The following is a 20,032-nucleotide window of genomic DNA, read 5'->3' on the forward strand; positions in this document are numbered from 1 at the left end:
CTTAGTGGGATTTGCCGGATCGTTCAAAGCGGTACGGCAAAGAAGGGAAAAGAACATGCTGGGCTATACGCTCCGACGATTGGGTAGTGCGATACCCACGATATTCATCATCATCACGCTGACGTTCTTTCTCATCCGGCTTGCGCCCGGCGGACCTTTCGACCTTGAAAGGCCGATTGATCCACTGATCCTGGAGAACCTCAAGAAGGCCTATAATATGGATGCGCCGCTATGGCAGCAGTATCTGATTTATCTGGGCAATCTTCTGCACGGCGATCTTGGACCGAGCTTCACGCGACGCGACTTCTCGGTGAACGATCTTTTCGCTTCCGGCCTGCCGGTTTCTATCATGCTCGGCACGCTCGGTCTGACGCTTGCAGCGATCATCGGAACATTCCTCGGCACGCTGGCGGCGTTGAAGCAGAACTCAGCTGTCGACTATTTCGTCGTCGCGCTGGCCACATTCGGCATCACCACGCCCAACTTCGTCGTGGCCCCTCTCCTCAGCCTTCTGTTCGGCGTCATTCTCGGATGGGTTCCTGCGGGCGGCTGGTCTTCGGCCAATATAACCTACTGGATATTGCCGGTCCTGACGCTTGCATTGCCGCAGGTCGGCGTCATTGCGCGTCTCGTGCGTGGCGCGACGATTGAGGCATTGCGCGCCAATCACGTGCGCACTGCCCGCGCCTATGGCTTGCCATCGCGTGTGGTCGTGGGCGTGCATGCCTTGCGTGCCGCCATGCTCCCCGCCGTATCCTATCTCGGCCCGACGGCTGCAGCCCTGCTCACAGGTTCGGTCGTGGTCGAGACGATCTTCGGCATTCCCGGCATCGGTCGTTACTTCGTGCAGGGCGCGCTTAGCCGCGATTACACCCTCGTCATGGGAACCGTTGTTGTCATTTCGGTCTTCGTCGTGGTGTTCAACCTGATCGTCGATCTTCTTTATGCATGGCTTGATCCGAGGGTTCGCTATGACTGATCTTACTGTACCGACGGAAACAGCCCGGCTGGAAGTTCCAAGCCGCTCGCTCTGGCAGGACGCATGGTTGCGCCTGCGCAAGAACAAGGCTGCCGTGGCAAGCGCTATCGTCCTTCTTCTGATGGCCTTTCTGGGCATTTTCGGCCCGATGCTGAGCCCGCACCCCTATGACAAGATTTATCCGCAGTTCGTGCGTGTGGCACCGAGCCTCGAAGCCTATCCGCGTGAAGATACAATCATGCCAGGCCTTGAACGCGAACTTGCCCGTGCGCGGCTGAAAGTTGCCGGCGAACCGGAACTGAACGGCAACAATGTCGTTGTCGACTTCACCGCACAGCGTCCGACGGACGAACGTGTGCTGCGTTATTTCCAGCGCTCCGACCTGTTCAGCAATCCGAAAATCGAGATCGCTACAGACGGGCTGTCGGGCAAGCTGACCCTCGACGTGGCGCGCAATTATTTTCTGCTCGGCACCGATAATCTGGGCCGCGATCTGATGACGCGCATCTTCATCGGTGTGCGCATGTCGCTTGCCATCGGCCTGCTTGCCTCGGCGATGGCACTGGTTCTGGGCGTGTCCTATGGCGCTGTCTCCGGTTATCTCGGCGGGCGCATCGACAATGTGATGATGCGGCTCGTGGATATTCTCTATTCGCTGCCCTTCATCTTCTTTGTGATATTGTTGCTCGTCTTCTTTGGGCGATCCATTTTCATCATCTTCATCGCCATCGGCGCGACGGAGTGGCTGGATATGGCGCGCATCGTGCGCGGACAGACATTGAGCCTCAAACGTCAGGAATTTGTGCAGGCTGCGGAAGCGTTAGGCGCGACACGGCGCGGCGTCATCACCCGCCACATCATTCCGAATGCGCTCGGCCCGGTCATCGTTTTCGTGACGTTGCTGGTGCCGAAGGCAATCCTGCTCGAAAGTCTCCTCTCTTTCCTCGGTCTCGGTGTTCAGGACCCCCTCACCTCTCTGGGGCTGCTGATTTCCGAAGGTGCCCAGAACATGCGCGGCGCAAGCTGGCAATTGATCTGGCCTGCCGCAACGCTGACCATCATCCTGTTTGCGCTGAACTTCCTTGGCGATGGCCTGCGCGACAGCCTTGACCCGAAGGATCGCTGAGATGACGAGTGAAAACATTCTGAGCGTGCGCGACCTGAAGGTCACATTCGACACGCATGACGGTCCGGTAGAGGCAGTGCGCGGCATCAATCTGGATGTCAAAGCCGGTGAAACCATCGCCATTGTCGGCGAGTCCGGCTCCGGTAAAAGTCAGACAACCATGGCCATGATGGGCCTTCTGGCCCAGAACGGCAAGGCAACCGGGCAGGCGCTCTATCGCGGTCAGGATCTGATCGGCATGTCCGAAAAGAAACTGAACAATATCCGCGGCGCAAAGATCACCATGATCTTTCAGGAGCCGATGACGTCGCTCGATCCGCTTTACCCCATCGGCGACCAGCTTGCCGAGCCGCTTCGCTATCATCGCGGCATGAACAAGAAGCAGGCGCGCCCGCGCATTCTTGAACTGCTCAAGCTGGTTGGTATTCCAGAACCTGAACGCCGCATCGACAGCTATCCCTATGAACTGTCAGGCGGACAAAGGCAGCGTGTCATGATCGCCATGGCGCTCGCCAACGAACCGGATATCCTGATTGCCGATGAACCGACGACAGCGCTGGATGTCACCATTCAGGCGCAGATTCTCGATCTTCTGGCCGATCTGCAGAAGCGGTTGGGCATGGCGGTGGTCTTCATCACGCATGATCTTGGCATCGTGCGGCGCTTCGCCGACCGGGTCTATGTGATGCGTTCGGGCGAAGTGGTTGAAACCAACGAAACGGAAAAGCTCTTCACCGCACCGGAGCATCCCTATACGAAGATGCTGCTCGATGCGGAGCCGGAAGGCGAAAAGGCCCCTCCCCGTGACGACGCGCCGGTGCTTGTTCGCGCCGACAATGTGAAGGTCAATTTTCTTATCAGCAAACCATGGCTCGGCGCTGCGAACTATCTCACCGCCGTCAACAATGTCTCGCTGACATTGAAAGAAGGCCAGACCATCGGCATCGTGGGTGAATCCGGTTCCGGCAAGTCCACGCTCGGTCGCGCCATTCTGCGTCTTCTCCCATCAGAAGGCCGCATCGCTTATCTCGGCAAGGAATTGCCGACGGAATCGCAGGCGATGCGTCCGAAACGCCGCGAATTGCAGCTCGTTTTTCAGGATCCTTTTGGCTCGCTCAGCCCGCGCATGACGGTGGGACGCATCATCACCGAAGGGCTTCTGATCCACGAACCGAACCTTTCGGCGAAAGAGCGTGATCGCCGCGCGCAGGAGGCCCTGCGGGAAGTCGGCATGGACCCGGCCATGCGCAATCGCTATCCGCACGAATTTTCCGGCGGCCAGCGCCAGCGCATCGCCATTGCGCGCACGATGATCCTGAAACCGCGCGTGATCGTGCTCGACGAACCGACAAGCGCGCTCGATCGTTCGGTGCAGAAGCAGATCGTCGCCCTGTTGCGCGACCTGCAGAAAGACCACGGCTTGTCCTATCTCTTCATCAGCCACGACATGGCGGTCGTGCGGGCCGTTTCGGACTATGTGATTGTGATGAAGAACGGAAAGATTGTCGAACAGGGCGATACCGAACAGGTCTTCGATCACCCGCGCGAAGATTATACCAAGGCTCTGATGGCGGCGGCGCTCAGCGAAGAGCGCTTCGGTACGTGATGTAATGACGGAATGAAAAGCGAAAGGGCCTGATTTCAGGCCCTTTTCATTTGAAAGAAGTTCAAGCGACACTGTGCAGTTCGGTGCAGACCTTGTTGCGGCCCAGATGCTTGGCACGATAGAGCGCGGCATCTGCCCTGCGGAAGACCGTTTGGAAATCTTCGTTACCCGGCATGCAGAAAGCGATACCTGCGCTGGTCGTCGTTGAGAAATCTCCAGCCGAAGCCTCGAACACGATCGCCGAAAAGGCTTTTCGGATCGTGTCAGCCAAGGCAAGAACATCGCTATTATGTTTCTGCCTCAAGATCAGAACGAACTCCTCACCGCCGATGCGGGAGATGAGAGCCTGACCTTTGACATGATTACGCAGAACGCCGGAGAACGTGTACAGCACTTCATCCCCGACGATGTGGCCATGCGTATCATTGATGGATTTAAAAGCATCAAGGTCGAAGATCACGACTGAATCCCCGAGCTGCAGTTCATTATCGTCCAGCACGTCATAAAGCGCGCGCCGGTTCAGCAATCCGGTCAGGCTGTCGGTGCGCGCCTCGTTGGCATGACGACGCGCAATGCGCGACTGGGTGAAATTCAGCGACAGCGCACCAATGCCCGTAATGCCTATGATTGCGGTGATGGCATTGATATCTTCAGCCCAATTGCTTGGGATCGTAGTCATGACCCACTGTTGTTGATGCAGGATGACAGCGCCGCACAGAAAGAATGAAATCGCTGTCAGGGTATAAAGAACGATCATGCCAATGACCGGAACCGGCGCTTCCCGATAGACATGGAAATATTCTTTCGCCGTCAGCAGGAGCAACAGGGCCGAAGTCAGGTTGAAGATCGCCGTGCCCGTGCCCATCTGTCCGGCCAGAATGGGCAGCGTCGTCGCGCATATGACAGCAATCGCCAGAACGACCAGAAAGCTCCGTTGTATCGGACGTCCGGAAATCTGCCGTGACCCGACAATCAGGAAGATGAAACCGACGCTCTCCAGACCGAAGGCGACAATGGAGGCCGTAGCCAGCGGCAAAGGCCCCGCATAGTAGAGTACTGCCCCCGTGCCGAGCAGGATCATGCCAAGGCAGCCCCAGAGCAGAAATTTGTCACGCGAGTTCTGATACCAGACGCTGAGAATCGTCAGCCCTACTGCCAGAGAGCAGATACCTGTCGCAAAAAACAAAGTGTTCTGGTCGAGTCCCAAAGCTGCACTTCCCCCGCTGCATAGCCAAGTGTAGTTCAGCTCTTGATAATAAGCGATAAGCAATATGTTTAAATCGATCAACCATCGGTCGACATGATGCCATATCTATACAGAACAGATGAGCTATGGTTAATAATCGCCATACATGGCTTTGGTAAAAGAGGTCGAGATGTTGAAAATTGCATTGCTGGCAGGCAGCCTGACACTTCTTGCAGCACCATCGTCTTTCGCCGACGAACAGACAATCGAAGGCGTGGGCCTCGGCAGGGAAATCACCTGCACCTCCGGCGATGTCGGGATTTACGGTGCGGAAAATAACGTCAAGCTCAAGGGAGAATGCGGCCATGTCACCATACATGGCGTTTCTCATACAGTGACGTTCGAAAACGCCCGGAAGCTTTCGGTATCCGGCACGGACAACACGGTTTCGGGCGGAGCAACGCAAAATCTGATCGTTGAAGTGTCGAACAATCAGGTAACCGCCACCTTGAAGAAAGGAACAGATCCTTCAATTCTGGAGGTTTCCGGCGCGGAGAATATCGTCAACGTGAAGGTCGATGGACCTTCGCAGTTCGATGTCAGCGGCGCGAACCATCAGGTGACCTGGTCGCTTGCAGGTGGTTCCGCCGAACCGACGATCTCGATCTCCGGCGCCGATAACGATGTAACCAAGGCTGAATGAAAATGATCTGCGGGGCGCCGCGATCTGGCGCCGCGCAGATTATCGATTTCAGGCTGCCAGCGAAGCCATATCGATGACGAAGCGGTAGCGCACGTCGCTCTTCAGAACGCGTTCATAGGCTTCGTTGATCTCCTGAATGTTGATCTTCTCGATTTCCGAAACGATGTTGTGCTCGCCACAGAAATCCAGCATTTCCTGCGTTTCCTTGATCGATCCGATCATCGATCCTGCAAGCGACTTGCGGCCGGGAATAAGCGAGAACGCATGCACCGGCACCATGTCTTCGGGAACGCCAACGACAACCATCGTTCCGTTTACCTTAAGCAGGCCAAGATAGGCATTCCAATCGATGGCGACGCCAACCGTGCAGATGATGAGATCGAACGATCCCGCCAGTTTCTCGAAAGTGGTTGCGTCGCTGGTTGCATAATATTCATGGGCGCCGAGCTTGAGGCCATCTTCCTTCTTGGAAAGTGACTGGCTTAGAACCGTAACATGCGCGCCCATGGCATTGGCGAGCTTGACGCCCATGTGTCCGAGTCCACCCATGCCGACGATCGCCACACGCTTGCCGGGACCTGCATTCCAGTGACGCAGCGGCGAATAGAGGGTGATGCCTGCACAGAGCAACGGTGCTGCCGCATCAAGCGGAAGATTGTCAGGCATGGAAAGGACATAGCCTTCCTTGACGACGATATGGTCGGAATATCCGCCCTGCGTCCGCGCCTTTCCTTCGGTGTCGAAGGTGTTGTAGGTCTGGATGAGGCCCGGAAGATAATGCTCATTGTCGACATCCCGGCTGGCGCAGCCAACACAGGAATCCACAAAGCAGCCGACGCCGACCTTGTCGCCGACCTTGAACTTGGTAACCGCATCACCGACGGCGGTGACGACACCTGCGATTTCGTGCCCCGGAACGATGGGGTAAACTGCGTTCTTCCATTCATTGCGGACGGTATGGATGTCGGAATGGCAAACGCCGCAATACTGGATCGAGATGACCACGTCATCTGCATTGGGCTCGCGCCGTTCAAAAGTGAACGGAACCAACGGCTCATCTGCATCCGTAGCAGCGTAACCTCTTGCTATGGCCATGATAGACTCCATTTATTGGATTGGGGAAGCAGGCAGAATATGCCGGAAGCAAGGGCAGAAGCGGTAGACCGATCCTGCAAGCTTCTTGCACGATCCTGCAAAACTGCCTGCTTCGCGATTGCCGATGCATGCCTGCCTGATCAATAATTGCTGTATTCTATCTCATCTGAAGCGGATCACCTATGACGTCACTGAACGACACCTACGAGGAACTTGCCGCGCTGGCGGAGCGTTTCACCGCACAGGACGGCGAATACCGAACACCGATCGAAGGTCTGGGGATCAGCAGGCGGACGACGCCAAGCATACCGTGCCACAGCAGCTATCGGCCTTGTCTCGCCATGGTGTTGCAGGGCGCGAAATCCCTGCGTCTCGGCTCCGAGACGATCAATTATACCAAGGGCGAATATCTGGTGACGTCGCTGGACCTGCCCGTCACATGGCGGGTGGTCGAAGCTAGCCCGGAAGCACCACATCTGTGTCTGGCGCTTGCCATCGACAGCGAAAAGCTTACCGACCTGATCGGGCGCGCCGACGTTCGCAGGCACGTGATGGCAGATGGCGATCAATGGGGCATTACCGTCAATGCAGCGCCTGCTGGACTGCTGGATGCGGCTCTGCGCCTGCTGCGCCTTCTTGACAATCCCGAGGATATTCCGGTGATGGCCCCCCTGATCGAACAGGAAATCCTTTATCGCCTCCTGACTGGTCCCGGCGGCGAGCGTTTGATCAACATCGCAACCGCCGACAGTCAGGCCAACCGGATAGCACGGGCTATCGGGTGGCTTCGGCAGAACTTCGCAGCGCCATTGCGGATTGAACAGCTTGCCGAACACGTCAATATGAGCGCGTCGTCATTTCATCATCACTTCAAGGCGATTACGGCAATGACGCCGGTTCAGTATCAAAAGCAACTGCGTCTGAACGAGGCACGCAGGCTGATGCTGGTCGAGCGTCTGGATGCTGGTACGGCTGGCCATCGCGTAGGCTATCAAAGCCCGTCACAGTTCAGTCGCGAATATAGCCGCTTCTATGGAAACCCGCCGATGCGCGATATCGAAGCGGCTTAGATAGCAGAACGGCGGAACTTTCGTTCCGCCGTTCTATTGTTAGTGCCCCTGGCTGTTGCGGACCGCCGCGACATCTGCCGCCTTTACCGGCCCTGCGCTGTTACCCCATGCCGAGCGGACGAATGTTGCCAGTTCGGCGACTTCATCATCCGACAGGCGGTCGGCATAACCCTGCATCACCAGACGCATCGGACGCTTCGCCGTGGACGGAACCTCGGCTCCATGCAGGATGATCGAGATCAGCGGTTTCGTCTCCGAACCTGTCACAAGATCATTACCGGCAAGCTCAGGAAAGATTTCCGGCGCGCCCTTGCCCGTCACGAAGTGGCAGGCGGCGCAGTTATCGATGTAGAGACGTGCGCCCAGAGGCATATCCGGAGAAGCTTCCGTCAGCATCTTTGTCGTTGCTTCACCGGCCGCATCGGCCGGAGCCGCTGGCAGCGCCATCGACGCCTTTGAAGCGAAGCTCTGCGGCACTTCGACAGTTGCACCGTCGATCCCCTTCAGGAAAGCCGCCATCGCCAGATTGTCTGCATCGGTGAGATGCTGCAGCGAATGTTCGACCGCGAGGCCCATTTCGCCATTGGCCGTTGAATGGGAATTGCGGCCTGTTGCGAGATAGGTTGCCAGTTCCTCGATGGACCATTTCTGTGGAGCGGAATTGGCGCCGCGTAGAGACGGAGCGTTCCAGCCATCGACGACACCGCCGATGAGGAAGTCCTTGTCACCGACCTGCGTGCCGCTCTGTGCCATCAGCGAATTGCGTGGGCTGTGGCAGGCAGCACAGTGTGCCGGTCCCTCGACCAGATACTGTCCGCGATCCTCTGCTTCCGACTTGCCGGCGGCCTTGAAGCCCGCTTCCTGACCGAGAGCAAGCCAGTTCCAGGCGCGAATGCCGAAACGCATGTTGAACGGGAAGCCGAGCTTGGTTTCCTGAACGACATTGTTCACCGGCTCCACCTGATGCATGAAATAATCATACAGAGCGCGGACATCTTCTTCCGTCAGCTTGCGATAGTTCTCATATGGCATTGCTGGATAAAGATGCGAGCCGTCGGCACGAATGCCGTCATAGAGAGCGGCGCGAAACTGATCGAGTGTCCAGTTTCCAATGCCGGTTTCCTTATCCGGAGTGATGTTGGTCGTCCAGATCGTACCCATCGGGCTTGCAATCGGGCGGCCACCGGCAAAGGGCTTACCGCCTTCCGCCGTATGGCAGGCCATGCAGTCAGAGGCATACATGACATATTGGCCCTGCCCTTCGACAGGCTTCCAGTCTGCGGCCAGTTCCTTGGTCGGTTTAGTCAGTTGTACCGGCACGAAGATGAAGGCCAGCAGCGCGACAATACCGATGACGACCAGAGCGCCGATTATGCGAAGAAAAGTTTTCATCACCATTCTCCTCAGATCAGCGGACGCGGATTGGACAGATATTGCGTGCGGATCGCATGCGCAGTCGAATAGGCAAGCCCGCCGAGCAGGCCTGTCGGATTGTACTGCGTGTTCTGCACGAAATTGCCCGCGCCGGTCATGAACACATTGTGCTTGTCCCATGCCTGCGAATAGCGGTTGACCACGCCCTCACGCGGGTTTTCCGACATGCTATGGCCACCCGTATTGTGCGTCGTCTGATAGGGACGCACATCATATTGCGCGCCTTCCTTCTTGAAGGACGACTGCATCAGGTCCGGGTTCATCGTCTTGGCCAGTTCTTCCATCTTGGTCTTCATGTACTGGGTCATCCGGATATCATTCGGATTCCAGTTGAAGGTCATGCGCATGAGCGGGCGACCGTGACGATCCTTGTAGGTTGGGTCCAGATCGAGATGGTTGGTCCTGTAAGCCATATGCGAGCCATGGCTGCCGATGGACATGGCATGGCCGTACCATTCGGCAATGGCCTTCTTCCATGCACCGCCCCAGCCCGGCGTACCGGACGGCAGTGGCATACTGCGGATCGGCTGGCCGTTGGTCTGGCCTGCGCGCCAGTACGAACCGCCGATGAAGCCTTCCCGTCCGAAATCGATCTGGTTGACACCGAAATCGTCGATGCACATGCCGTTCGCGCCGGTGCCGATGAACGGATTGAACTCTTCATCCTTGAAGAAGAGCGTCACACCGCCATTCATCTGATAGGCATAATTACGCCCGGTCACACCTTCGCCCGTTGCCGGATCGTATGGCTGGCCGATGCCGGAAAGCAGCGCCAGATGCACGTTGTTGAGCGAGAAGGACGCAAGAATAACGATATCGGCGGGCTGGAACACTTCCTCCTGCGTCGCCTCGTCGAAATAGGTCACGCCCGTAGCCGTCTTGCCATCTGGCGCCATCTCGACACGCAGAACTTCCGACTCCGTGCGATAGGAGAAGTTCGGCATGCGTTTCAGCGCATCGAGAATTGCTGTCTGAGGCGAAGACTTGGAATACTGGTAGCAGCCGAAGCGCTCGCAGAAACCGCAATGGTTGCACGGCCCCATCTGCATGCCATATTCATTGACATAGGCCGTCGACGCGATTCCGCCAGGCGACGGGAACGGATGATACCCCATGCCCTGCGCGGCATCGGCAAACTTCCGGCCGTCCCAGGTCGTGTGCATCGGTGGCATGGGATAGTCGTTTGAGCGCCATCCCTCAAACGGATTACCGCCTTCGGCGATCTTGCCCTTGAGGTTGCCAGCCTTGCCGGAAATACCGGCAATACGCTCGAAACGGTCGAAGAACGGTTCCAGCTCGTCGTAACGGATCGGATAATCGCCCAGAAGCATGTCTTCCGGAATGATCTGCTCACCCCAGCGCTCCTGCACATAAGAGCGCAGGCGCAGCTCTTCCGGCTGCGGACGCCAGTTCAGACCGTTCCAGTGCGTGCCCGCTCCGCCAACGCCGTTGCCAGGCAGAAACGAACCAAAACTGCGATACGGCAATGCAACTTCATTCTCGTTGCGTCGGATCGTGACCGTCTGCTGGCTGGCGCGCTGCATCAACTTCAGGCGCACGCCATATTTCAGCTCGTCGATCATGTTGGGATATTTGAAATCGGGGACCGTGTTCTGGTCATGCCCGCGTTCCAGCGCAACGATCTCCAGTCCCTCTTGCGCCAGTTCCATGGCCAGAATAGCTCCGGTCCAGCCGAGGCCGACGACGACCACGTCTTTTTTCTTTTCCTGACGTGCCATTGTTAAGCCCTCTCGCCCTTGATCGAAACAGGGCCCAGCGGATAGCGAACATTGTAGCGTTCGACCCATTCCTTGTAGCTGCCGCGCGCGCCGGGGAAGCCGATATAGCTCCAGGCCTGCATGCCGTGATTGCCGCCATACATCGGATCGGCGAAATAGCCTTCCTTGGTATTCTGCAACAGGACTGTGAAGAAGTCGCGCAGTTCAGGCTGCAAGCCGACCTCCCCCTTCTGCAGCGAGGTCAGCGCAGCGTCTTGCTGTTCCGCGGTCAAGGCCGAGAACGCAGCGCCATGCTTCTGCTCGCACCACGCATTGAAGGCAGGAATACCCTGCCGGTAAATCTGCGCAGGGTTGAGCGGCGTCTGCCAGCCACGCGTCGGATCGGCGGACGCATCGTGGGGACCAACCATGTACCAGTCATCCGCGCGACCGTAATCACCGGCAAGCTGGAGATCGATGAAGACAGGAACGCGAGCTTCGATAGCGCCTGGACCATCGCCTTCAGACGGGATCAGTCTTGCCGTTGCGGCGAGAATGAAAGCCCATTCGACTTCGTTGAAATACTGACGTTCATATTCTTCGAGTGGAACCGGGGGAGTTTGTGGTTCCGCTTTGGCTGAGACAGCGAGCCCTGAAAGCATCACGCTTGCCGCGGAGGCTTTCAGAAAACTGCGACGACTCGGATATCCGGGAAGGTCGGTCATTGTCGTTTCCTGCCGATTAGGTGGGTAAGACTTTTGGAGGTGTTTCCGAGAAAATTCCACGATACGCAGATGAGAAACATACGCTCTGGATACACAAGCCTTCAGAATTGTTCAAACAACTTGTACCCTAGTTGTGCATAACCAACCTGCGTTCGCTATAAGACTAGAGCCTTAGCGCAATCCGAAAAGGCCCGGAGAGCGACGAAAATCCGGTTGAATGACGCCGAGGCGCGGGCAGCTTTCACAATCACGTGAAGACAATCCCCCGCCCGCCACATATTGCCCGGTGTTGCAGTCACGATCACCCATCAAAGCTGAATTGGGTTCGCCTGACCGGAACTGGCAGCGGCTTTTCACGTTGAAAGCGATGGCCGGAAGTGGCCATTATGGTGCTGTCGCGGTTTGCACGCGACTGAAGTGAAACGAAGGGAGGTCAGAAAAATGAAGGCACGCACAGCGACTGTCGGTGATCTTGAAAGCGTTTTTCACGACCTTTCGAGGCGTATGGCGATCGAATATATCGCCGCCGGCAAGGATACCAAAGCCGCCTATGACAACCTGATGATGAACCTGCGGGAAGGCCGTGCACATGCTTTGCTGCAGGACGGCAAGGTGGTTGCTATCATCGCCTGGCATGAGGGCGACGGTGCCACCGATACGCTTTTTGCGGCGAAAGAAGAGTTTTTCAACCGAAATACCGTGCGTTTCTGCAAGCAGCATATCCGGCAGATTCAGGCTTTGGCAGGTGATCTGCCAATCCATTCACGAAGCTGGCTCGACCGATCCGACATCGTAAAATGGTTCAAGATCATTGGTTACCAAGAAAAAGGAACCGACAATGGTGCCCGCCTCTTCGAACTGCCTGCCCGCCGTGACGGCATAGTTGCAGCATGACACCTCGCCACCGGAGCAATTTCCGGTGGCGTTTCTATCTCTCGCCTGTTTGAAGCAACAACCGAATTCCGTTTTTCGTTTTCTGTGAATACAAAGTAAAATCAAAGACATAAAATAATTACTAGAGCCAATTCCGAGTCTCGCATGAGTTGCGGGGAAAGATCGTTTCTTTCAAGCCTTTAACGCATTCCTGACGATTAGCCGTTATTTGGAAAGATGACTGCCATTCGGGGGAAATCATGGCTTGGAAATTCATGCTTGCAAGTGCCGCTCTTGCTGTAACTCGAACGATGCCGAGGGGTTTCGTTGCGCCCACGGGACCAGCTGTGGTCTCCGATAATGCAATGGAAATGGAACTGAAACCCGCACCGATCAATCCTGACTGGGTGCTGGACGGCACTCCGCAGGCGCGCTCCAGCGAGCAATCGGCAAGCCGGGACCGAGCCGCCTATACGGCCATCTGGGATTGCACCGCAGGCACTTTCCGCTGGTATTTCGGCTGGGATGAAACCGTCTATATTCTGGAAGGTGAAGTGCACGTCACCGACGCGGACGGCGGCACGCGCACCTTGCGGGCTGGCGACGTTGCCTATTTCCGGGGCGGCACATGGGCAACCTGGAAAATCGACAATTATCTGCGCAAGGTCGCCTTCATGCGGCGCACTTTGCCTGCACCCGCTTCGTTCATCTATCGCGCCAGCGACGCGGTGAAACGGCGGCTGGGACGCCGCAAGAGCGGCGCGCTGAACTGATTACCGGTTTGTGATCGGGATGGGCGCCGCATCCGCGCCCATCACATTGACGAACAGTCCGATATTTCAGTATAAATCAATGACAGCTTTCGCCGTACATGATGGGAATGGGGTTCTCCCGAAACTGCCAGCAATTGGCTGATGACTCCTGCTTGAATTGAAACAGGAGAAGAGTGCGTCGCAAGACCTCTCGAAGTGAGATATTCTATCGAATTTCCAGACGTCACCGACTAATCTCTATCCATTATTGAAATGGACACAGAACAATGCAAGCAACCCTCATGGTAGCGCTCGGTGGAGCGATCGGAAGTGTCGCGCGGTACTGGCTGGCCCTCTTGATGCTGCCGATAAGCCGCGAACTTCCCTGGGGCACCATCGTCATCAATATTGTCGGCTCTTTTGCAATCTCGTTCTTCGGTGCACTGACACTGGAGCAAGGCCGTTTTCCTATACCGGAAATCTGGCGCCTCGCCTTTATGGTCGGCGTGTGCGGTGGCTTCACCACTTTCTCGTCTTTCAGCCTGCAAACGATGGATCTTCTGCGCACTGGACAACCCGGCAAAGCCCTGTTCAATATCGGTTTTTCGGTTGTGCTTTGCCTGATCGCCGTGTGGCTCGGGCTGCTTGCCGCAGAACGCTTCAATGGTGGTATCGAACAGGTCGCACAGAATGTAATCGAAGAAGAAGCATCATAAGCTTCACATACGATTGCAACAGCAACGACTGATATTGACGCGTGCCGACCGGCAGTGGGCGCGCAACGCGCTCTAAATATTTGTTTTAACGCGCATCTTATCCGAAAACTGTTTCACACTTTTCGGGATGCGCTCTAATGGACACACGTGTGACAGTGCCCCGGCTTTCAGACCCACGGCTCATATGAAAACACCCTCAATTTGCTATATTATTCAAATAAAATATGGATATATATTGACTTTTATGGCTGTCATTTACTTAAAAAAAACAAATTACTGACCGTAAATTAAATTTATGGTATTTTTTACCTATTTTATATTTTAGTATTTATAAGTATGGGAATTGATACATTCTCTGTTCTTCAATCTATTGCATTGTTTGCAGTCGTGATAGTGATAATTTTCATGATATTTATCGGCAGTGTGCAGCAGCATCTTGCTCAGGACATTGCACCTGCAAAAACCAAGGTGATATTCGCTACACAGCACCCAACCCACGCCGGTAATGTCGATGGCAAGGTGTCCGTGGCTGCGTGGATGACGAAACCGTCCTGGTATGTGGTGAGTGAACAGGATCGCATGATCCAACCAGATCTCCGGACAGCAATGACGCAGAAAATCTCCGCTAAGGTGACCATTCTGCCAGCCGGGCACACACCGCACATTTCCCAACCGTCGGAAGTCGCAGAAGTTATTCTTGAGGCGATTGCCCACGTTACACGGTGAAGAGAAATTCGCCTCTGAACGGGCCACCACCACACGAATCCTGCCCCCAAACCGGGGCGGGCTTTTTGCATCTTAGCAGAAATGTTGATGGAAGCAGGCTCTGGACCGTGCGGCTTGCACCGAAGCACCCGTTGCTCGCAACCGGAGTAACGCGATCGGCTTCGGTTTGCAAACGACAGGCGGCGGCTAGTGCCAGTATTTAGATTTTATACCGAAATGGCGGAGGGGGTGGGATTCGAACCCACGGTACAGTCTCCTGCACGCCGGTTTTCAAGACCGGTGCCTTAAACCGCTCGGCCACCCCTCCAGGCAATTGTTTTATCTATGCTTTTCACAAGTCTGGAAAAACAGCAAATCGCAGCAAGCTATCGATTTGCGCCCAATTGCTCAGCGAGTGACTTCTTAGCAGTTTTTCTTGCGGCGTCAACGTGCACTGTTTCATTTGCCAGCATTCTGAACAACACGGAACGAAACCGGTAGCGAATACCGATCACAATAGCTCGATCCAGCCTCCAAAACCTAACTTTCAATGTTACTGCCATGGCCAGCGGTTAAATGCGCTCTAAGTTCTTTGGCGCAGCCTCAATTGCAGATTGCCGTTCCGGCATCATTCAACACGGAGGATTCCCCATGCAGCACAAAATCCAGGAGAATATGGAAGTCATCGGCGCCGATGGCGTACATGTCGGCACGGTCGATCGCATCGAAGATAACCGCATCAAGCTGAAGAAAACCGATAATTCCGGTATGCACAGCGAACATCATCACTATATCGAACTCGGCTTCGTTGCCGACGTCGAGGGCGACAAGGTGAGATTGTCGGCTAATGCAGATATTGCAGTAACCTTGGAAGAGGAAGCATCCGGCCGCCCTGTCGATCTTTGAAGCAAAGCGCAAAGCCCCTCATAACACGGGGCCAATGGCAGCCGTGTTATGAGACAAACTCCCCTCACCTGCTTCCCATTCTCGGTCTTGGCGCATTGTTGCAGATCGAGACTTCGATCTGTTAGAAATTCAATGCCAAAACGCCGCAAGGAAGCGACCGGGCTTGTCCTTTGCCATATTGCGGCTTAAACTTGAGTTTAATAATCAAAATAAGAAAAAGGGAAGCTATGAGTCTGGATTCCGTTAAGGCTTTTTTTGCGGCCAAAGCGCCTGAAATCGAAGTGATTGAACTGCCGACGAGCACCGCCACCGTTGTTCTCGCCGCCGAAGCACATGGCGTGGAACCGGGACAGATCGCCAAGACGCTTTCTTTTTCCGCCAAAGACCAGACCATTCTTATTGTCACCCGTGGCGATGCGCGTATCGATAATCGCAAGTTCAAGGATCAGTTCGGAACCAAGCCTCGTATGCTTGATGCCGAGACCGTTCTTGCCGAAACCAGCCATCCGGTCGGAGGCGTATGTCCGTTCGGTCTACCGAGCGCCCTGCCCGTTTACTGCGATGTATCGCTGAAGAATTTCGAGGAAGTCGTGCCCGCTGCCGGAGCGACCAACAGTGCCGTGCGCATCGCTCCGCACAAAATGGCTGAGCTGGTCAGCGCCGAATGGATAGACGTTTGCCAGTAGGTCAGAATGGGCTTTTGCAGCGGGTCTGGGAGGAACTCGCGGTTATTTGATACCGGTAACAACTTTTCCCCTTTAAAGGTGAGAAAAGACTTCATATATTTTAAGAATGATTCTAAAGTGGGTTAAGAAACAGATATCCGCTTTAGCGCATGATCCGATCGAGCCTTGAACCTTTCCGGATCGCAAATGCGACAAGACCAGAATTTTGGAGCAGTTCCGAAACAGGGATAAACCGCTTTCGGTTTGGAATTGCGAACTCAAGGATTGGAGCATCGCGTCCTCGGCATCGAGGTTGCAGTTGTTCCGAGACGTGTTGAAAGGAACAGTGATGCGTCTTACCCGCCAGACGAATTATGCCGTTCGTATACTCATGTATTGTGCTGCCAATGACGGCAAGCTCAGCCGCATTCCGGAAATCGCACGCGCCTATGGCGTTTCTGAGCTGTTTTTGTTCAAGATTCTTCAGCCGCTCGTTGAACATGGACTGGTAGAAACTGTACGTGGCCGCAATGGCGGCGTGCGCCTCGGACGTGCAGCACAGGACATTTCGCTGTTCGATGTTGTGCGTGTGACCGAAGAAAATTTTGCCATGGCAGAGTGCTTCGAGAACGATGCCACCGAATGCCCACTGGTCGACAGCTGCGCACTCAATTCAGCGCTGCGCGAGGCACTCAATGCATTCTTCGCTGTGCTGATGAAGTACAGCATTGCAGACCTCGTCAAGGCGCGCCCGAATGTGCGGCACCTGCTTGGTCTCGATGAAATGGAAGAAGAGCGCGTAGCGAGCTGATAATTCAGCGCGAAGCTAGAAATGAAAAGGTCCGGCTTTACGCCGGACCTTTTTTATTCAGCGGCTGCGTGATAGGCAGACTGGGGCAATACAAAAGGCACTCCCTTTTCCGGCGGAACACCCACCCGCAACGTGCATTCATAGACACGTTCGAGCCGCTCGTCGGTCAGTGCTTCGCGCGGTGTGCCCATCACATCGAGCTTGCCTCTGTTCATGACCGCAATACGGTCGGCGAACATGGCAGTCAGGTTGAGATCATGCAGGATAGCAATCACCCCGCCGCCCGCTGCCGCGAAATCCCTCGCAATCTCCATCACCACGATCTGGTGCCGTATATCGAGGCTTGAAATCGGCTCGTCCAGAAACAGATAGCGCGCTTCACCATCCGCAACCGGCCTCCAGACCTGACAAAGAACGCGGGCAAGCTGCACACGCTGCTGTTCTCCGCCGGAAAGTTCCTGATAAAGCCGACCGCCGAAGCCAGCGAGATCAACCCTTTGCAAAGCCAGGTCGGGCAAACGCTTTTCTTCCTCGCGAGAAACGCCACTATAGCCGCCGGTGAGCCCGATCTTCACGATCTCGCGGACCGTGAAGGGAAACGACAAGGCGCTTGCCTGTGGAAGCACTGCCCGCCGCGCCGCCATCTGCCACGGCTTGATTTCAGCGAAGGAGCGACCGTCCAGATAGGCTGTTCCCGTGTAAGCGACGTCACCGGCAAGCGCACGCAACAGCGTAGTTTTGCCTGAACCGTTCGGCCCGACGATTGCGGTCACCTCGCCCGGATTAGCGGAGAAGGCAATGTCGCTGATGATGGTCTTGCCTGACAGGCTTACGCCCAATGCTTTTGTTTCAATCATGATAGCCTCACAGATCGAGCAGGCCGCGTTGGCGCAGCAATATCCAGAGGAAGAACGGCGCGCCAAAAAGTGCGGTGATGATGCCAATCGGCAATTCTGCCGGGGCCACAATCGTCCGACTTACCGCATCCGCCAGAAGCAGAAGCGTAGCGCCGAGTAGCGCCGACGCTGGCAGGAGATAGCGATGGTCCGGACCAATGCTGAGGCGCAGCATATGCGGCACCACAATGCCGACAAAGCCGATCCCGCCAGCAACGGCGACAGTCGCGCCGGTAGCTGCCGCTACGGTAACGATAGCGATGTTTTTGATGCGTTGCACCTGAATGCCGAGATGACCGGCTGCAGCCTCGCCCAACGCCAGTGCGTTGAGACCACGCGCAAGCAATGGCGAAACCACCAGAATGATGGCGATGATTGGTCCCGCAGCGCCAATCTTGGCCCAGGTGGAACCTGCAAGCGAACCAAGCCCCCAGAATGTCAGGTCGCGCAACTGTCGATCATCGGCCAGATAGATGAGTGCGCCGGTCGCAGCGCCCGCCAGGGCGCCAAGTGCAATACCTGCGAGCAGCATGGTAGCAACAGACGTGCGGCCCCGACGCGTCGCGACACGATAGAGCAGCAAGGTGCTGGCAAGCCCGCCCAGAAATGCAGCCAGAGGCAAGGCATAGACGCCAAGGATCGCAATAACGGGAGCAAGAAAAGTGCCGCCCAGAACAATCATCGATACCGCGCCAAGTCCAGCCCCGGCAGACACCCCGACGAGACCCGGATCGGCCAGCGGATTGCGGAAAAGGCCCTGCATCACGGCACCGGAAACCGCCAACCCCGCCCCTATCAGCATACCCATGACGATACGCGGCAGGCGGATCTCCATGATGATCAGGTGATCGCGACGGAATGCGTCCGCGCCTTCGGCTGCGCTGGAGGAGGTCAGAGCGCGCAGAACCGAAAGCACGGACGCATCCGAAGCGCCTGCTGTCAGGCTGAACAAAGCCGCGATGCATAAAGCAACGGCGAGCAATATGATGGTGAACCGTGCACGTGCGGCACGGTCTCCCGTGATGTCACCTTCTGAGGTGTTGACTTCATTTTCTGATTGACGCGCTGCAAAGCGCTGTTCGCGCGCTACGCGACCTTGACTGGTCATTTCGAATAATCCTTACAATCAGACTTGCGTGCTCTTCAATCCCGCAAGTCTGATTATGTTATTGCGCTGCAGAGGCGCCATAGAGTTTTGCTGACAGGTCCCGAATGGCAGAACCAGTTCGAGGTCCAAATCCCAACAGATACGACGCTTCCATCGAAACGACATTCTTGTTACGCCCTGCCGGTGTCGCAGCTATAATGGGATTTTTCAACAGCGATTCCGGCGTCATCCCGTCCGCTCCCGTATCCATCATCAGGATCATATCGGGCGCGGCCTTCTCAACGGCTTCGTCGGTCAGCTGCTTATATCCGTGATATTCGGTGATGACGTTTTCACCACCGGCAAGCTCAATCATGCCATTGGCCGCAGTGCCTGTGCCCGAAGCCATCATGCGCCCGCCGGGCGCCGACAGAACGAAAAGTACACGCTTGCGCGAACTGTGGCTAGCTGCGGCCTTCTCAGCCGCTTCGATATCGCGTGAGACTTCGCTCGCAAGCGCCCTGGCCTTCTCTTCCAGACCGAGAGCCTCGCCCACGATCTCGATTTTCTTGACGACGCTTTCGCCGGTATAGGTTTCCGGCACAACGATCATTGGCACAGACGCTTTCTTCAAAACATCGAGCGTATCCTGTGGGCCGCTGCCTTCAAGGAGCAAAATGCCGGTCGGATTGACCGAGAGCACACCTTCTGGTGCAAGCTGACGCATATATCCGATATCCGGCAGCTTCTTTACCGCGTCGGGATAGGCGCTTGTCTGGTCGCGCGCGGCGAGCATCTTTTCTGCGCCAAGAGCGTAGACGATTTCCGTCAGCGATCCGCCGACGGAAACGATGCGCGACGTATCGCCGAAATGGTCGACGGCTTCTGCGCGTGCAGCACCACCAGCTGCCAGCGACAAAGCGATGGCAGCCAGAGCAGCTCCGCGTCTGAAGCGCAAGGAAATGAACGACATTGCCGT

At 56.0% G+C, this 20,032-nt stretch carries 20 protein-coding genes, 1 tRNA gene and 1 riboswitch; of the genes, 12 read left to right on the top strand and 9 right to left on the bottom strand.

Annotated elements, in window-relative coordinates:
• The first annotated feature begins 55 nt into the window (after positions 1-55).
• The 3 genes from AAE521_RS00500 to AAE521_RS00510 are packed head-to-tail and all read left to right on the top strand — an operon-like array spanning position 56 to position 3,711.
• A complete protein-coding gene (locus tag AAE521_RS00500) occupies positions 56-979 on the top strand; it encodes an ABC transporter permease (protein WP_010658798.1) in 924 nt (307 codons plus the stop codon).
• A complete protein-coding gene (locus tag AAE521_RS00505; protein ID WP_342060239.1) occupies positions 972-2,105 on the top strand; it encodes an ABC transporter permease in 1,134 nt (377 codons plus the stop codon). Before AAE521_RS00500 ends, AAE521_RS00505 begins: the two co-directional genes overlap by 8 nt.
• 1 nt (position 2,106) lies before the next feature.
• Entirely contained in the window at positions 2,107-3,711 is a 1,605-nt protein-coding gene (locus AAE521_RS00510; RefSeq protein ID WP_342060240.1) for an ABC transporter ATP-binding protein, read from the top strand.
• Between the two features lie 61 nt (positions 3,712-3,772).
• On the opposite strand, the gene AAE521_RS00515 is transcribed toward AAE521_RS00510, so the two are convergent.
• Positions 3,773-4,918 (bottom strand): GGDEF domain-containing protein, encoded by a 1,146-nt coding sequence (locus AAE521_RS00515; protein ID WP_342060241.1) that lies wholly within the window; start codon positions 4,916-4,918, stop codon positions 3,773-3,775.
• A gap of 169 nt (positions 4,919-5,087) precedes the next feature.
• On the opposite strand from AAE521_RS00515, the gene AAE521_RS00520 reads away from it, so the two are divergent.
• Complete coding sequence (locus AAE521_RS00520) at positions 5,088-5,600, top strand: DUF3060 domain-containing protein (protein ID WP_010658802.1); 513 nt, start codon at positions 5,088-5,090, stop codon at positions 5,598-5,600.
• A gap of 48 nt (positions 5,601-5,648) precedes the next feature.
• Here the strand turns inward: AAE521_RS00520 and AAE521_RS00525 are convergent, their stop codons facing one another.
• Positions 5,649-6,695 carry an NAD(P)-dependent alcohol dehydrogenase gene (locus tag AAE521_RS00525; RefSeq protein ID WP_342060242.1) on the bottom strand — a complete coding sequence of 349 codons (1,047 nt, stop codon included), beginning with the start codon at positions 6,693-6,695 and terminating at the stop codon, positions 5,649-5,651.
• 182 nt (positions 6,696-6,877) lie between these two features.
• On the opposite strand from AAE521_RS00525, the gene AAE521_RS00530 reads away from it, so the two are divergent.
• A complete protein-coding gene (locus AAE521_RS00530) occupies positions 6,878-7,765 on the top strand; it encodes an AraC family transcriptional regulator (protein ID WP_010658804.1) in 888 nt (295 codons plus the stop codon).
• Positions 7,766-7,804: 39 nt separating this feature from the next.
• On the opposite strand, the gene AAE521_RS00535 is transcribed toward AAE521_RS00530, so the two are convergent.
• The 3 genes from AAE521_RS00535 to AAE521_RS00545 are packed head-to-tail and all read right to left on the bottom strand — an operon-like array spanning position 7,805 to position 11,642.
• Positions 7,805-9,157, bottom strand: coding sequence for a c-type cytochrome (locus AAE521_RS00535; RefSeq protein WP_342060243.1), 1,353 nt, complete (start codon positions 9,155-9,157; stop codon positions 7,805-7,807).
• Positions 9,158-9,168: 11 nt separating this feature from the next.
• Positions 9,169-10,938, bottom strand: a complete 1,770-nt coding sequence (locus AAE521_RS00540) for a GMC family oxidoreductase (protein ID WP_342060244.1) — start codon at positions 10,936-10,938, stop codon at positions 9,169-9,171.
• A 2-nt stretch (positions 10,939-10,940) separates the two neighbouring features.
• Positions 10,941-11,642 carry a gluconate 2-dehydrogenase subunit 3 family protein gene (locus AAE521_RS00545; protein WP_012093000.1) on the bottom strand — a complete coding sequence of 234 codons (702 nt, stop codon included), beginning with the start codon at positions 11,640-11,642 and terminating at the stop codon, positions 10,941-10,943.
• A gap of 441 nt (positions 11,643-12,083) precedes the next feature.
• Here AAE521_RS00545 and AAE521_RS00550 point away from each other — a divergent pair, with 441 nt between their 5' ends.
• From AAE521_RS00550 to AAE521_RS00565, 4 genes are all read left to right on the top strand, one after another.
• The gene (locus AAE521_RS00550; RefSeq protein WP_010658808.1) at positions 12,084-12,536 is read left to right on the top strand and encodes a hypothetical protein; all 453 of its coding nucleotides are present in this window, start codon (positions 12,084-12,086) and stop codon (positions 12,534-12,536) included.
• 239 nt (positions 12,537-12,775) lie between these two features.
• Entirely contained in the window at positions 12,776-13,288 is a 513-nt protein-coding gene (locus AAE521_RS00555) for a cupin domain-containing protein (RefSeq protein WP_071633706.1), read from the top strand.
• 94 nt (positions 13,289-13,382) lie between these two features.
• Positions 13,383-13,446: riboswitch (Fluoride riboswitch) on the top strand.
• A 108-nt stretch (positions 13,447-13,554) separates the two neighbouring features.
• Positions 13,555-13,983 carry a fluoride efflux transporter CrcB gene (gene crcB, locus AAE521_RS00560; RefSeq protein ID WP_071633707.1) on the top strand — a complete coding sequence of 143 codons (429 nt, stop codon included), beginning with the start codon at positions 13,555-13,557 and terminating at the stop codon, positions 13,981-13,983.
• 405 nt (positions 13,984-14,388) lie between these two features.
• Positions 14,389-14,709: an alpha/beta fold hydrolase gene (locus AAE521_RS00565; RefSeq protein ID WP_342060245.1), complete on the top strand. Its 321-nt coding sequence runs from the start codon at positions 14,389-14,391 to the stop codon at positions 14,707-14,709.
• Positions 14,710-14,926: 217 nt separating this feature from the next.
• Here AAE521_RS00565 and AAE521_RS00570 read toward each other — a convergent pair.
• Positions 14,927-15,016 (bottom strand) — tRNA-Ser (locus AAE521_RS00570).
• A 323-nt stretch (positions 15,017-15,339) separates the two neighbouring features.
• On the opposite strand from AAE521_RS00570, the gene AAE521_RS00575 reads away from it, so the two are divergent.
• The 3 genes from AAE521_RS00575 to rirA all read left to right on the top strand — a co-directional run bounded on the left by AAE521_RS00575 (position 15,340) and on the right by rirA (position 17,070).
• On the top strand, positions 15,340-15,594 hold the full coding sequence (locus AAE521_RS00575) for a DUF2171 domain-containing protein (RefSeq protein WP_071633708.1): 255 nt from the start codon (positions 15,340-15,342) through the stop codon (positions 15,592-15,594).
• 227 nt (positions 15,595-15,821) lie between these two features.
• Entirely contained in the window at positions 15,822-16,280 is a 459-nt protein-coding gene (locus AAE521_RS00580; RefSeq protein ID WP_010658814.1) for a YbaK/EbsC family protein, read from the top strand.
• Between the two features lie 328 nt (positions 16,281-16,608).
• Entirely contained in the window at positions 16,609-17,070 is a 462-nt protein-coding gene (gene rirA, locus AAE521_RS00585) for an iron-responsive transcriptional regulator RirA (protein WP_071633709.1), read from the top strand.
• Between the two features lie 53 nt (positions 17,071-17,123).
• Here the strand turns inward: rirA and AAE521_RS00590 are convergent, their stop codons facing one another.
• Genes AAE521_RS00590 through AAE521_RS00600 form a run of 3 tightly spaced genes read right to left on the bottom strand, consistent with a single transcriptional unit; the run spans position 17,124 to position 20,026 of the window.
• The gene (locus tag AAE521_RS00590) at positions 17,124-17,927 is read right to left on the bottom strand and encodes a heme ABC transporter ATP-binding protein (protein ID WP_071633710.1); all 804 of its coding nucleotides are present in this window, start codon (positions 17,925-17,927) and stop codon (positions 17,124-17,126) included.
• A 7-nt stretch (positions 17,928-17,934) separates the two neighbouring features.
• The gene (locus tag AAE521_RS00595; RefSeq protein ID WP_071633711.1) at positions 17,935-19,074 is read right to left on the bottom strand and encodes a FecCD family ABC transporter permease; all 1,140 of its coding nucleotides are present in this window, start codon (positions 19,072-19,074) and stop codon (positions 17,935-17,937) included.
• 58 nt (positions 19,075-19,132) lie between these two features.
• On the bottom strand, positions 19,133-20,026 hold the full coding sequence (locus AAE521_RS00600) for a heme/hemin ABC transporter substrate-binding protein (protein WP_342060246.1): 894 nt from the start codon (positions 20,024-20,026) through the stop codon (positions 19,133-19,135).
• Between the last annotated feature and the right edge of the window lie 6 nt (positions 20,027-20,032).

The organism is Brucella cytisi, from assembly GCF_038433355.1.
GTDB classification, from domain to species: Bacteria; Pseudomonadota; Alphaproteobacteria; order Rhizobiales; family Rhizobiaceae; genus Brucella; species Brucella cytisi.